This window comes from Mesorhizobium sp. EU05-FHT14A09, from assembly GCF_058790995.1.
The window spans coordinates 579,520-592,126 of sequence record NZ_JBYTDF010000002.1; the positions used below are offsets into that span (position 1 = coordinate 579,520).

Annotated in this window: 14 protein-coding genes; 7 read left to right on the plus strand and 7 right to left on the minus strand. The window is 62.3% G+C overall.

What is annotated here, in order from left to right:
• Positions 1-2 precede the first annotated feature (2 nt).
• Complete coding sequence (locus AC3WTO_RS10205) at positions 3-722, plus strand: isochorismatase family protein (protein ID WP_492460581.1); 720 nt, start codon at positions 3-5, stop codon at positions 720-722.
• On the opposite strand, the gene AC3WTO_RS10210 is transcribed toward AC3WTO_RS10205, so the two are convergent.
• Both AC3WTO_RS10210 and AC3WTO_RS10215 read right to left on the minus strand, forming a co-directional pair.
• Positions 719-1,204, minus strand: coding sequence for an NUDIX domain-containing protein (locus AC3WTO_RS10210; protein ID WP_492460582.1), 486 nt, complete (start codon positions 1,202-1,204; stop codon positions 719-721). The two genes, AC3WTO_RS10205 and AC3WTO_RS10210, sit on opposite strands and share 4 nt — an antisense overlap.
• Positions 1,205-1,227: 23 nt before the next feature.
• Entirely contained in the window at positions 1,228-1,653 is a 426-nt protein-coding gene (locus AC3WTO_RS10215) for a tellurite resistance TerB family protein (RefSeq protein ID WP_492460583.1), read from the minus strand.
• A gap of 279 nt (positions 1,654-1,932) precedes the next feature.
• Here AC3WTO_RS10215 and AC3WTO_RS10220 point away from each other — a divergent pair, with 279 nt between their 5' ends.
• The 4 genes from AC3WTO_RS10220 (at position 1,933) to AC3WTO_RS10235 (ending at position 4,542) form a co-directional block, all read left to right on the plus strand.
• Positions 1,933-2,718, plus strand: coding sequence for a TSUP family transporter (locus tag AC3WTO_RS10220; RefSeq protein WP_492460584.1), 786 nt, complete (start codon positions 1,933-1,935; stop codon positions 2,716-2,718).
• Between the two features lie 156 nt (positions 2,719-2,874).
• Positions 2,875-3,045: a hypothetical protein gene (locus AC3WTO_RS10225; RefSeq protein ID WP_492460585.1), complete on the plus strand. Its 171-nt coding sequence runs from the start codon at positions 2,875-2,877 to the stop codon at positions 3,043-3,045.
• 156 nt (positions 3,046-3,201) lie between these two features.
• Positions 3,202-4,023 carry a helix-turn-helix domain-containing protein gene (locus tag AC3WTO_RS10230; RefSeq protein WP_492460586.1) on the plus strand — a complete coding sequence of 274 codons (822 nt, stop codon included), beginning with the start codon at positions 3,202-3,204 and terminating at the stop codon, positions 4,021-4,023.
• 105 nt (positions 4,024-4,128) lie between these two features.
• Positions 4,129-4,542 (plus strand): VOC family protein, encoded by a 414-nt coding sequence (locus tag AC3WTO_RS10235; protein WP_492460587.1) that lies wholly within the window; start codon positions 4,129-4,131, stop codon positions 4,540-4,542.
• Positions 4,543-4,647: 105 nt separating this feature from the next.
• On the opposite strand, the gene AC3WTO_RS10240 is transcribed toward AC3WTO_RS10235, so the two are convergent.
• Positions 4,648-6,117, minus strand: a complete 1,470-nt coding sequence (locus AC3WTO_RS10240; RefSeq protein WP_492460588.1) for a cobyric acid synthase — start codon at positions 6,115-6,117, stop codon at positions 4,648-4,650.
• 2 nt (positions 6,118-6,119) lie between these two features.
• Positions 6,120-6,722 carry a dimethylsulfonioproprionate lyase family protein gene (locus AC3WTO_RS10245; RefSeq protein ID WP_492460589.1) on the minus strand — a complete coding sequence of 201 codons (603 nt, stop codon included), beginning with the start codon at positions 6,720-6,722 and terminating at the stop codon, positions 6,120-6,122.
• A 145-nt stretch (positions 6,723-6,867) separates the two neighbouring features.
• Between AC3WTO_RS10245 and AC3WTO_RS10250 the strand changes: the two genes are divergently transcribed.
• Complete coding sequence (locus tag AC3WTO_RS10250) at positions 6,868-8,046, plus strand: isobutyryl-CoA dehydrogenase (protein WP_492460590.1); 1,179 nt, start codon at positions 6,868-6,870, stop codon at positions 8,044-8,046.
• A 117-nt stretch (positions 8,047-8,163) separates the two neighbouring features.
• The gene (gene mmsB / locus AC3WTO_RS10255) at positions 8,164-9,048 is read left to right on the plus strand and encodes a 3-hydroxyisobutyrate dehydrogenase (protein WP_492460591.1); all 885 of its coding nucleotides are present in this window, start codon (positions 8,164-8,166) and stop codon (positions 9,046-9,048) included.
• Between the two features lie 312 nt (positions 9,049-9,360).
• On the opposite strand, the gene AC3WTO_RS10260 is transcribed toward mmsB, so the two are convergent.
• The 3 genes from AC3WTO_RS10260 to AC3WTO_RS10270 form a co-directional block, all read right to left on the minus strand.
• Positions 9,361-9,729 (minus strand): hypothetical protein, encoded by a 369-nt coding sequence (locus tag AC3WTO_RS10260; protein WP_492460592.1) that lies wholly within the window; start codon positions 9,727-9,729, stop codon positions 9,361-9,363.
• 87 nt (positions 9,730-9,816) lie between these two features.
• Complete coding sequence (locus AC3WTO_RS10265; protein WP_492460593.1) at positions 9,817-11,196, minus strand: aspartate aminotransferase family protein; 1,380 nt, start codon at positions 11,194-11,196, stop codon at positions 9,817-9,819.
• A 187-nt stretch (positions 11,197-11,383) separates the two neighbouring features.
• Positions 11,384-12,574 (minus strand): MFS transporter, encoded by a 1,191-nt coding sequence (locus tag AC3WTO_RS10270; protein WP_492460594.1) that lies wholly within the window; start codon positions 12,572-12,574, stop codon positions 11,384-11,386.
• Positions 12,575-12,607 lie beyond the last annotated feature (33 nt).

The following is a 12,607-nucleotide window of genomic DNA, read 5'->3' on the forward strand; positions in this document are numbered from 1 at the left end:
CATTGACCTCGGACGCCAAGCTGCACTGCTGGCAGATAGAAGCGCGCGAGTATGCTCGGCAGGAGGAACGGCGCGGACGACGCCACGCTTATCAAAGCCTTGTGCCGGGCCGCACGGCACTGGTTGTCATCGATATGGTGCCGTCATTTGTCACGCAGAACGGTTATTGTCGCGGCATCATCCCGAACATAACCCGGCTGGCGCAGACATTGCGCGATGCTGGTGGCTGCGTGGCCTGGGTCGTGCCATCGGCAGAACCCGCCAATGCGCGTATCGAGGAGGAGTTTTTCGGGACCAGAATAGTGCAGTTGCACCGCGCGTCAGGCGGAAGCGGTCCCATTCGGGAACGGCCCTGGCACGAATTCGAGGTAACCGACAGCGATCTCGTTGTCGAAAAGCGCCAGTACAGCGCCTTCTTTCCAGGGTCGTCGGTCCTGCTGTCGCACCTTCAGGCGCGTGGTATCGATACAGTCCTGATCACCGGAACCGTGACCAACATCTGCTGCGAATCATCCGCACGCGACGCTTATGCCGTTGGGTTGCGTGTCATCATGGTCGCAGACGCCAATGCCGCACGGCGGGACGAAGATCACAACGCCACGCTCTACAACATCTATCGCAGCTTCGGCGACGTCCGCTCCTGCCAGGAAGTGCTGACGCTTATTGCCGAAGCGTCTTCGCAGAAGGCAGCACCTCCGTCGCCGCCACATCCAGCGCCTTAGATCATCTGAAATTCGCCGGTCTTCCTGAAGCGAACGTAAGCCTCGATGCTGCGCGCCATATTGGGCAAGGTGTCAGGCAGCGCATCGGGAGAGAACCAACCGACGGCGCTGCTCTCGTCATCCATGACGGCGGCTTCGCCGGTGAACGAACGCGTATAGAAGATCAGGGCGAAGAACTGGGTGCGGTCCCCGTTCGGGAACTCGAAGGTTTCGTATCGGGGATCGCTGCCGAAGGCGAAAGGCCTGACATCCCGCACGATCAGCCCGGTTTCCTCTGCGACTTCGCGAATGATGATGGTTTCGATGTTCTCGCCTTCTTCGGCACTGCCACCAGGCAATCCCCAGGCGTTGAAGTCGGTGCGCTTGTGCAGAAGGATGTGGCCGTCCTCGCGCTCGACGACGATGCGTGCGCCTGGCACCAGAACCAGCCGGTTCCCGACCAGCTGCCGCAGTCGCCCGAGATAGCTTTCAGCAAAGCTCACGCTGCTGCCCTCATCCCTTGCCGCTACGACTTCACGACGTCGACCGGGCTGATGTCGAGCAATTCGAGCGTGCGCCGCAGGAGCTTCACCTCGTTGTCGGCGAGGTGCCGGTCGGCTTTGGCGATTTCGGCCATGTGCTGGGCCAGCAGGCGCCGGCGCTCGACATCGAGGTCGCGGAACATGGCAATCGCCTGCGAGCCGTTGGTCTCGTACCCATACTCGTTGAGGTATTCGATCACGGCGTCGACGCTGTCTTCCGGGATGCCGAAAGAATCGGAACAGATGCGGCGGAACACCGCCATCTCGCTTTCCGAGACCGATCCATCCGCTAGGATCATACGAAACAGCATCAAGAGCTCGGCGGACAGAACCGGATCGTCCGCCACCTTGCGCACGCCAGGGTCGCCTTCGAAGATCGAACGAATCCTGTCCAGCAGCGCAATCGCCATCGCGGTCCTCCCGAATCGATGTTCATTCCTAGCGCATGACCCCGAAAATCGGAATCGATTTTCGGAAAGGGGACGGCCTGCACCACCTAGGGTGCCATGCGCTACCCGGGGTGGCATGCGCCACCGGTCATGCGCCAAATCAAAGTGCTGGAGCGACCTTTGCGCGTCCAGAAGGCCGCGCGGCGCTCCGGCGTGGTTTGGCCCTTGCGCAAACGGGCCTGCTATGATCGAACGCCGCAGTCTGCCTGATTGTTCCTCTTCCCTGGCGTCTTTCCGCCGATGATCGACCTCACCATCCAAACCATCGCCATGCTCGGCCTTGCCGCTTTCGTGGCCGGCATCATCGATTCCATCGCCGGCGGCGGCGGACTGATCACCATTCCGGCACTGCTTCTGGCGGGGTTTTCGCCGATCGAAGCGCTTGGCACCAACAAGCTGCAGGGACTGTTCGGCTCAGGCTCGGCAACGCTAGCTTATGCAGCCAAGGGTCAGGTCGATCCGCTGAAGCAATGGCCCTCGGCGCTGATGTCCCTGATTGGCAGCGTGCTCGGTGCATTGGCCGCAACCGTCGTGCCGGGCGATGTGCTGCGCGCTGCGCTGCCGCTGATCCTGATCGCCATAGCGCTCTACTTTGCACTGAAGCCGAACATGAACGATGTCGATCGCACCGAGCGGCTGACTCCCTTTCTGCTCGGCCTCACCGTCGTTCCGGCAATCGGCTTCTACGACGGGTTGTTCGGCCCAGGCGCCGGTTCCTTCTTCATGATGGCTTTCGTGGCGCTCGCCGGCTACGGCGTGCTGAAAGCCACCGCTCACACCAAGCTGCTTAACTTCGCCTCCAACATTGGTGCCTTCGCGGTCTTCGCAACCGTGGGCGTCATCGTCTGGAAGGTCGGCATCGTGATGGGCATCGCCCAGTTCATTGGCGCCAGGCTCGGTGCCAGCCTGGCTGTTCGTGTCGGTTCGAAGCTGATCAAGCCGTTGCTGGTGCTGACCTGCGTTGCGCTCGCCGCGAAACTGCTGATCGACCCGACCAATCCACTGCGCGTCCTGATTGGGATCTAGAGCAATTCCAGCAAAAGTACGCAGCGGTTTTGTGTCCGGAATCGCGTCAAAACAAAGAGATGGGGCGGAATACGGTTGCATTTCGATCGCATTCCGCTTCGGCGCAACCGCTGATAGAATTGCGTTGCACGAATCATGTGGAGAGAGGGTCCAGACATGAATCTCAGCGCACCCACCCAGATCGTTTTCATCATCACCGTCGTTATCGCCGTCATCGCTGTTCTGATGGCGCTTGGTGTGTTCAGCCTCGGTGCGATCTCTGCCTTCTGGGTCATGACACTTGCCTATGTCATCCTGGCGGCGGCCTGCCTGCTGCGCGGCGCCTGACAGGAGCGCACTGCTTTCGGTTTCCGCGGGCAATCGTTATGCTTCCGCTATCAGAGCGTTGCCGGTCTTCGCGGAAACGCTCGAACTCTCTGTTTCTAAGCAATTCCGGACGGGAAACCGTTATACAGGTTTCCGGAATTGCTCTGGGAGATGGCGATGCCCGCCGAAAACAGGATCAAGGACGAAGACGCGTCGCCGCAACGATTTATCGTGCTGCGGCGACCTTCGGCATTGGCGCTGCAATCCTTCGTCACCGACATCTGCGGCTATCGTGAAACGGCCGGCGGCCACTACCGGCAGGTCGAATACGCCCCGCTGGCAATACCGCTGATCATCAATTTCGAGGCTCCGTTTGCAATCGCACTCGGTCGCACACCTGGCGAAGACGACCGCTACGACAGTTTCGCTGCCGGCCTCTATGCTGGTCCCGTGTTGATCGATTCCTTCGGCCAATGCTGCTGCATGCAGGTCAATTTCACGCTTGCCGGCGCACGCCGCTTCTTTCGGATGCCGCTCAGTGAACTGGCCGACCGCATGGTTCCCTTGGACGAGGTCCTGGGGCCGGAAGGTCATGCCTTGCGCGAAGTCCTCGGCAACGAACCCGACTGGGACCGCCGCTTCGACCTCGTGGAAGCCTTCATCAGCCGCAGGCTGGCTGCCGCACCGACGCAGGGACCGCAGGTCGCCTGGGCGGTGGAGCGGGTGCTGGAAAGCGGTGGCCAGACCCGTATAGGCGCGATTGCCAGCGAACTTGACTGGAGCCGCAAGCACCTTGCCGATCGCTTCCGCGACGCCACCGGCATGTCTCCCAAGACACTGGCACGTATGGCGCGCTTCAACCGCGCGCTCGACCTGTCGCGCCGCGGTGACGGCAACTGGGCCGGCATCGCCGCCGAATGCGGTTACGCCGACCAGGCGCATCTTGCCCGCGAGTTCCGGGACTTTGCCGGCACCACCCCGAGCACGCTGTCGGCGTGATCCGTACTACCGTGCGACCTGAACGAACCAGGTAACATTTGTTCAAGACGCTCCCGTCGTGCCCCTGCCAGGATAGAGCATCGATCAACCTGACAGGAGCATGCAATGTCCGTCGAACCGCCCCGCCTCTACCCCGTCATGCGCTTTCGCGATGCGCCGATGATGATCGATTGGCTCGACAAGGCCTTCGGTTTCACCGTGCACGCCCGCTATGGCGAGGGCGACGTCATCCAGCACGCCGAGCTTGCCCTCGGCTCGGCCATGATCATGCTGGGCTCCTCGCGCTGCGACCGCTTCGGCGAGATCGTCGGCGAGCCCGGCCCCAACGGGCGTTCCATCTACATCGCCGTCGATGACGCCGACGCGGCTTTCACGCGCGCTGAGGCGGCAGGCGCCGAGATTCTCGAAGGCCTGACCGATCGTGGTTACGGCAGCCGGGAATTCATCTGCCGCGATCCGGAGGGCAATGTCTGGTCCCTCGGCACCTACTGGCCGAAGACCGGCGACAAGCCGAACTGACCCGTCGGCAAGGTTTCCCGAAAGGGCGTGGCGCGCCCGGATTTCGCGCTGGGCAATTCGCTGCCCGGCGCGAAATCCGCCATGCCGCCTTCAACTTGAAGCGTTCTAGCGAGCCAGGGAAAACAGCACATCGCAGTCGAGATGCATCTCCAATGCGGCAGCAATATCGTCCAGCGCTGCCTCGACATTCGCCCTGTAGTCGATGCCGCCGCTGGTGATGCCGAGGCTTTCCAGGAAACGCGCTCGGAAGGCATCCGCCCCGAACAGTCCGTGCAGGTAAGTGCCGGACACCTTGCCGTCCGCCGAGACAGCCCCGTCCGGAACATTGTTGATGATCGTAGCCGGGCGCCGGCAATCCGGCCCCGTGGTGCGGCCGAGATGGATCTCGTAGCCTTCCAACGGCAAGTCGAAGACGGCTGAACGCGCATTGCTGGTGCGAACGGTCTTTTCCGGCTCCATCACGGTCTCGACGTCAAGGAGGCCCAGCCCGGCGGTTTCCCGCACGCTGCCCTCGAGACCTTGCGGATCACGGACGATGCGTCCAAGCATCTGGAAACCACCACAGATACCGACGACATGACCGCCACGCCTGACATGGGCAGCGAGGTCCCGGTCCCAGCCTTGCTCGCGCAGATGCAGGAGATCGCCGATGGTCGACTTCGAACCCGGAATGACAACCAGCCCGGCATCGGCCGGCAGCGGCTTTCCGGGCGGCACGAACACCACCTCCACCTGCGGTTCGGCCTTCAAAGGATCGAGGTCATCGAAATTGGCGATGCGCGACAGCATCGGCACGGCAACCTTGAGGGCACGCTTTTCACCCGAAGCCAGCCGCTCCAGCACCACCGAATCCTCCGATGGCAACCGTGACGCCGCTTTCAGCCAGGGCACCACACCGAAGCAGCGCCAGCCGGTGAAGCCTGCAATGGCCTTGATGCCGTCATCGAACAAACTGACGTCGCCGCGGAACTTGTTGATGAGGTAGCCGGCGATCATCCGCCTGTCTGCCTCCGGCAGGATCAGATGCGTGCCCGCCACCGAGGCGATCACCCCGCCACGATCGATATCACCGACCAGAACCACCGGCACGTTGGCGCGTGTGGCAAAGCCCATATTGGCGATGTCACGCGGCCTCAGATTGATTTCCGCGGGCGAACCGGCCCCTTCGACGATGACAAGATCGGCGCCCTCCTTCACTTTCTCCCAGGAGCCCAGCACCGCCTCCAGCAGACGACCCTTCATGGTCTGGTAGTCTCTTGCGCGGGCCTCGCCGAACATCTTGCCCTGCACGATCACCTGTGAGCCGATATCCGTCTGTGGTTTCAACAGCACAGGGTTCATGTGCACGGTGGGCGCGACACCGCAGGCCAGGGCCTGCAGCCATTGCCCGCGTCCGATTTCGCCGCCGCCGGTTTCGCCAGGGATTTCGGCCACAGCCGCATTGTTCGACATGTTCTGCGGTTTGAAGGGCCGAACCTTCAGTCCGCGCTTGCGTGCTGCGCGGCAAAGCCCGGCGACCAGTACCGTCTTGCCGACATCCGAGCCCGTGCCCTGAAGCATGATCGCGCGCGCCATGATCAGCTCACTCCACCGGTGATGGTCGACTTCGCGGCCAACGGCCCGCCCCGCCAGAGATAGAGGGCAAGAAGCGGCTCGGCACCGGTTTTCATCGCATGGTTGATGTTGGAGGGGTGATGGATCATCTCGCCGGCACTGCGCCCCTCGAAAGCGCCCTCGCCTTTGCGCCAGGCGGCGCCAGCGGTCAGCGGGATGTAGATTTCCTCGGCCTGGTGGTGGTGGTCGGGATAGACGAGTTGTGGTCCGAGAATCAGGAAACCGCCGGCCACCGCTTCATTGGCGAAATGACCACGCGTGCCGAACACTTCCACCCAACCGTAATTGTCGAGAAAATCCGTGCCGAAATCCGCGTGTGTATAGGTCTGCCCCCAGCGCAATGCCTCCCGGTTGTCGGCGAGCAGGCGAACGAGCGGCTGCGACGCGCTCGGCGCAATCTCGCGGATACGGTCGAGATGGCGGATGCAGGGTACAGTCTTTGCTTCAAGCGGACGCACAGCCATCGCCCAGTCGATGGCAACCGCCGCATCGCGTGCAAGAGAGGTCTCATCGAGCCGCAGGAAAGCATGGAAAGCCTCCAGCAGTTCTGCAAAATTCGTCGTCACCTCACACTCCGCTCTCGCATACATGCACAGCCGCTTTGCCTCGCTCCTTCGCTGGATTGATCCCTAAGGTCGGGTTGCGCGGGCGCATCATTGGTCTAGATTGCAGTCCACGCATAGCCAAAAACGACATATCCGGGAGGATGCCATGGATACCGTCACAACGGCGGCCATCGGCCAGTTTGAACTCAACGAAGACCAGCGCGCCATTCAGACCATGGCGGAAGCCTTTGCCGACGAGCGGGTCGCCCCGAACGCACTCGAATGGGATCGGGCCAAACATTTTCCGGCCGACGTGATCCGCGAAACCGGGCCGCTCGGCCTCGGCGGCATCTATGTTCGCGACGATGTCGGCGGCTCGGCTCTCGGGCGGCTCGACGCCGTGCTGATCTTCGAAGCGCTGTCGCGAGCGTGCCCGGCCTTTTCCTCCTTCATCTCGATCCACAACATGGCGGCGTCGATGATCGACCGCTTCGGCAATGACGAACAGCGCCAGCGCTTCCTGCCGAAATTGACGTCGATGGAATGGCTGGCCAGTTATTGCCTGACCGAGCCCGGCTCGGGTTCCGATGCCGCAGCCTTGAAGACCAGGGCGAGCCGTTCGGGCGGCAATGGTTCCGACTATGTCGTCAACGGCACCAAGCAGTTCATTTCGGGTGCAGGCGATTCCGACGTCTATGTCGCCATGGTGCGCACCGGCGAAGATGGCCCCAAGGGCATCTCGACGCTGGTCGTCCCCAAGGACGCCCCGGGCCTTTCCTTCGGCGCCAACGAACACAAGATGGGCTGGCACATGCAGTCGACCCGCACCGTGATCTTCGAGGATTGCAAGGTGCCAGCGGAAAACCTGCTGTCCGACGAAGGCATGGGCTTCAAGATCGCCATGGCCGGTCTCGATGGTGGCCGGTTGAACATCGCCGCGTGCTCGCTTGGCGGCGCACAGTCGGCACTCGACAAGGCATTGACCTATACCGGCGAACGCAAGGCCTTCGGCTCCGCCATCAACCAGTTCCAGGCACTGCAGTTCCGGCTGGCCGACATGGAGACCGAACTGCAGGCCGCTCGTATCTTCCTCTATGCGGCTGCCTCCAAGCTGGACGCCAAGGCGCACGATGCCTCGAAATGGTCGGCCATGGCCAAGCGCTTCGTCACCGACACCGGTTTCGAGGTCGCCAACCAGGCGCTGCAGCTGTTCGGCGGCTACGGCTATCTGCAGGACTACGGCGTCGAGAAGCTGGTTCGTGACCTGCGCGTCCACCAGATCCTCGAAGGCACAAACGAGATCATGCGCGTGATCGTGGCGCGGCATCTGATTGGAAGGCAGTAGGCAATCGGCAGTCGGCCGTCGAAACGGATGTTGCCATCCACTTCGCACTGCCTCTGCGCCACGACTGCCAATTGCCTACTGCCGACTGCCTGATCACAATTCCGGAGGACCTCCCCAATGACGACCATCGCCTTCATCGGCCTCGGCAACATGGGCAATCCCATGGCCGCCAATCTCGTCAAGGCCGGCCACAGGGTCATCGGCTTCGACCTCATCCGGGAAAATCTCGCACTGGCGAGGGAACATGGACTGACGATTGCCGAGGATGGCCAGGGCGCGGTCAAAGAAGCCGATGTCGTCATCACCATGCTGCCGGCCGGCAAGCATGTGCTGTCCGTCTACAGCGAGATCGCGCCGTGGGCGCCGAAAGGCGCCCTGTTCATCGATTCCTCGACCATCGATGTCGAATCGGCGCGCAAGGCGCATACGATCGCGCGCGAAAACGGCCTTCTCTCCATCGACGCGCCCGTTTCGGGCGGCACGGGCGGCGCGGCTGCGGGGACGCTGACTTTCATGGCTGGCGGTTCGAAGGAAGCTTTCGCCCGCGCCGAGCCTGTGCTGCAGGCGATGGCCGGCCGTATCGTCCATTGCGGCGACGACGGCGCAGGCCAGGCCGCCAAGATCTGCAACAACATGATCCTCGGCATCTCGATGATCGGCGTCGCCGAGGCCTTCGTGCTTGGCGAAAAACTCGGCCTCTCGCACCAGGCGCTTTTCGATGTCGCGTCGACATCGTCCGGGCAGTGCTGGTCCTTGACCACCTACTGCCCTGTGCCCGGCCCGGTTCCCGCCTCTCCCGCGAACCGTGACTACAAACCGGGATTTGCGGCGGCCCTGATGCTGAAAGACCTGAAGCTCAGCCAGGAAGCGGCCCAAGCCGCAGGTGCGGCGACCCCGCTCGGCGCCGAGGCCGCGCAGCTTTACGCACTGTTCAACGCACAGGGCGGCGGCGGCGCCGACTTTTCCGGCATCATCAATTTCCTGCGCGGATCGAACGGATAAGCCGTTCGATCCATTCAATTTTCCTAAAGTGCGTTTCAAATAATGAGCAAATTTAGATTTGCTTAAGCTCTCGCTAACCACGCGGTAACGATGTGCCTGTAGAACGAAGCTCAAGGCAGACGAAACACTCTGCCCCGCGCTCCGGATCAGGTCTCGCGTACCGGAGCCGTTAGTTTCGCAGGTTTTTAGTAGCGAAACGCCATGCGTATCTGGCAAAGCCGCGTTCCCTCGAGGGCGCGGTTTTTGCCGTTAGAACGCAACAGCAGATCGAACGCGACATCTGGCGAAAATCGAAATCTGCTTCGCCGCGGATCACCCGCCCAGCCGCTTGAAATTAGCCTTCACACGTCGGCTTGCCGGCTTGAGAGCAGCATGCACCGACCGCTCCAGCGCAACGCCGTTGAGCAGCGAAGGCGCTTGCCCAGTCATGATCTCGGGCCAGAAACGACTGAACGAATCCACAAGCGACAGCTGCGCCGCGGCGACACCTTCGGCCACAGCCGCCACTTTTTCCGAAACCGCACGCGCGCTTTCGTTGCTCCAGCCCATACCTCCGGCCTCCGCAGCCATCAGCGGCAGACGCAGCATCACCACCGCGGGTGCGAGCATCAGATCGGCAACCGCTTTGGTACCCGCCGGCTGACGGGACCTTTTCCGAGAACTGCTTTTCACGAAGATCATCCGGGTTGAAAGGATCTGCCTGACATGGCCAATGCAAAAGCCGGCGGATCGTTCCGCCGGCTTCATGCGACAAACTGTCAGGTCCGACTATGCCTTGCGCAAATCTTCCTTGGCGAGATCGAGCGCCTTGCCAAGACGTTCGCAGCACATGTCGATCGTGTCGCGGGTCCAGATCAGCGGCGGCGACAGGATCATCGTATCACCGGTGGCGCGCAGCATCAGGCCGTTGGCAATGGCATGGTCGCGAACCGTGACAGCTGCGCTTCCAGCTGGCGCGTACCGCTCCTTGGCCGCCTTGTCCTTGACGATCTCGATGCCGCCCATCAGACCGACCGAGCGGACCTCGCCAACCAGATCATGGCCGGCGATGCGTTCCTGCAGGGCCTTGGCGAAGTAAGGCCCTGTCTCGTTCTTGACCCGCTCGACCAGCCCCTCGTTGGCGATGATGTCCAGATTGGCGATCGCCACCGCACAAGCCACCGGATGACCGGAATAGGTATAGCCGTGGTAGAACTCGCCGCCCTTCTCGATCAGCGTCGCGGCGACACGATCGCCGACCAGCAGCGCCGACAGCGGCTGATAGCCGGAGGTCAGTGCCTTGGCGGTCGTGATGGTGTCCGGCTGGATGCCGTAATAGTCGGCGGCAAACCACTCGCCGGTGCGGCCATAACCGGTGATCACCTCGTCCAGCATCAGCAGAACGTCGTGCTTGCGGCAGATGCGCTGGACTTCCGGCCAATAGCTTGCCGGCGGGATCTTGACGCCACCAGCGCCCATGATCGGCTCGCCGATGAAGGCCGCGACATTGTCAGCCCCTGCCTCGAGGATCGCGTCTTCGACCGCCTTGGCGGCACGCAGGCCGAAATCATGATCGCTCTCGCCGGGCAGCGCCAGTTCGTAGGCATAAGGCATCATCACATGGACGATGTTGGGCACGGCACCGCCGAGCTGGCTGTGCATGCCTTCCATGCCGCCGAGCGAAGTGCCGGCCACGGTCGAACCATGGTAAGCATTCTTGCGCGAAATGATGCGGTTCTTTTCCGGCTTGCCTTCCAGCGTCCAGAAATGACGCACCAGCCGAAGCGCGGTGTCGTTGGCTTCCGAACCCGACGAGCCGTAGAAGACCTGGCTCACGCCCTTGGGAGCGATCTCGGCCAGCCGCTTGGAGAGCAGCACCGGCGACGGTGTCGAACACTTGAAGAAGGAGTTGTAGTAGGGCAGTTCCTTCATTTGGGCGTATGCGGCTTCGGCCAGTTCGTCGCGACCATAACCGACATTCACGCACCACAAGCCAGCCATGCCGTCGAGGATTTCCGTGCCTTCGGAATCGTAGATGAACGGCCCCTTGGCATGGGTGATGATGCGCGAGCCGGCATCGCGCAGTTCCTTGTGGTCGGTAAACGGATGCAGGTGATGCGCGGCATCGATCTGCTGAAGCTGCTTCAGCGAAAAATTCTGATAAGTCATAGAATTAGCCTTTCTTTTTGAATCAACCCGGCAGCCGCCGGAGACGGATTCTCAAAGACAGGAAGGCGGTGAGTAACCGATGCGGGCACACAGCCGCAAAAGCTCGGTGTGGCGCGTGCGCGGCGAAGGCGTCACGGCGATATCGAGCTTGCGAGGATGGGCCACTAAAGCACGCATGGGCACCACTCTAGCCGACCCTGCGATGGCTGTTCAACCCACCGCGCAGGCCCACGACGCTGGCAACCACGAGAACAAGGCAGATCGCGCCCAAAGTCACCGGCAAACCGGGTGCGCCGAACAGGTTCATGGTGCTGCCGGCGAGCGGTGGCATGGCGATGCCGCCGACGCCCCACATCAGCGAAAAGGCTGCATTGCCGGCAATGAGTGTCTGACCCGTGAAACGCTCCCCCAGTTCGATGATGGTCATGGTGTAGATACCGTAGGACAAGGCTCCCAGCACGAACAGGAATGGCCATATCAGCGGCGTGGTGATCACCAGCGGCAACAGCGCGCAACCGGCCGCCGTGGCCACAACGCAGCCCAGCCGCACGACCTGCGCCGAAATGCGTTCCGCCAGCAGCCCCAGCGGCACCTGCATCGCGATGTTGCCGGCGATCATGACGGTCAGCAGCGCCGACATGCGCGTCTCGGCAATGCCGAAATACGTGCCGTAGACCGGCAGAAGCGCCAGCACAGATTGCTCGAATCCTGCTGCGACGACGACTGCGACCAGCAACAGCAGCGCCAGCGGCATGAAGCCCAGGACCGAGACATGATGACCGCTCTGGTCGACCCTGGGCAGTTTGGGCAGCACCACGGCAAGACAACTGCCGCAGATGATGAAGGCGACGATGCCGACAAGGAATGGCGCCCAGCCTTCGGTGCCGACGAACAGCAGGCACAGCGGCCCCATGGCGAAACCCGCCGAGATCAGCGTCGAATAGACGCCCATGATACGCCCCCGTCTTGCCGGCGGCGCCAGAGCGATCATCCAGACTTCGCTCAACACATAAAGCGGATTGGTGACGACACCGATCATGAAGCGCAGTGGGAACCACGCATAGACGTTGTAGGTCAGGCCGACCAGCGCCAGCGTCAGCGCCGAGAGCGCGGCGCAGGTCAGCGCGGTGCGCCCAGCCCCGAAGCGTCTTGCCAGGGACGGGATCAATGGCGACGATACGATGAAGCCGATCGGCGTCATGGCAGCGGAGAGACCGATCATGGCCGGCGACACGCCCTGCCGTTGCAGGATGAAGGACAGGAGCGGATAGGTCAGGCCCTGCGCGATGGCGAAGACCGACACGGTCGCGATCACACCGGCGATCGCAGCCCAGTTGGTCGTCGAATCGTTCTCGCAGCGCTCCGCAGCGGCCATCATTCCTCCCAGCCGCGCCCATCTTCGAGGTCAACG

Excerpts from the sequence above, each read along its gene's own strand:
- AC3WTO_RS10220 (WP_492460584.1), top strand. The coding sequence starts at position 1,933 with ATGATCGACCTCACCATCCAAACCATCGCCATGCTCGGCCTTGCCGCT.
- AC3WTO_RS10215 (WP_492460583.1), bottom strand. The coding sequence starts at position 1,653 with ATGGCGATTGCGCTGCTGGACAGGATTCGTTCGATCTTCGAAGGCGAC.
- AC3WTO_RS10230 (WP_492460586.1), top strand. The coding sequence starts at position 3,202 with ATGCCCGCCGAAAACAGGATCAAGGACGAAGACGCGTCGCCGCAACGA.
- AC3WTO_RS10250 (WP_492460590.1), top strand. The coding sequence starts at position 6,868 with ATGGATACCGTCACAACGGCGGCCATCGGCCAGTTTGAACTCAACGAA.
- AC3WTO_RS10265 (WP_492460593.1), bottom strand. The coding sequence starts at position 11,196 with ATGACTTATCAGAATTTTTCGCTGAAGCAGCTTCAGCAGATCGATGCC.
- AC3WTO_RS10225 (WP_492460585.1), top strand. The coding sequence starts at position 2,875 with ATGAATCTCAGCGCACCCACCCAGATCGTTTTCATCATCACCGTCGTT.
- AC3WTO_RS10270 (WP_492460594.1), bottom strand. The coding sequence starts at position 12,574 with ATGATGGCCGCTGCGGAGCGCTGCGAGAACGATTCGACGACCAACTGG.
- AC3WTO_RS10235 (WP_492460587.1), top strand. The coding sequence starts at position 4,129 with ATGTCCGTCGAACCGCCCCGCCTCTACCCCGTCATGCGCTTTCGCGAT.
- AC3WTO_RS10240 (WP_492460588.1), bottom strand. The coding sequence starts at position 6,117 with ATGGCGCGCGCGATCATGCTTCAGGGCACGGGCTCGGATGTCGGCAAG.
- mmsB (WP_492460591.1), top strand. The coding sequence starts at position 8,164 with ATGACGACCATCGCCTTCATCGGCCTCGGCAACATGGGCAATCCCATG.
- AC3WTO_RS10260 (WP_492460592.1), bottom strand. The coding sequence starts at position 9,729 with ATGATCTTCGTGAAAAGCAGTTCTCGGAAAAGGTCCCGTCAGCCGGCG.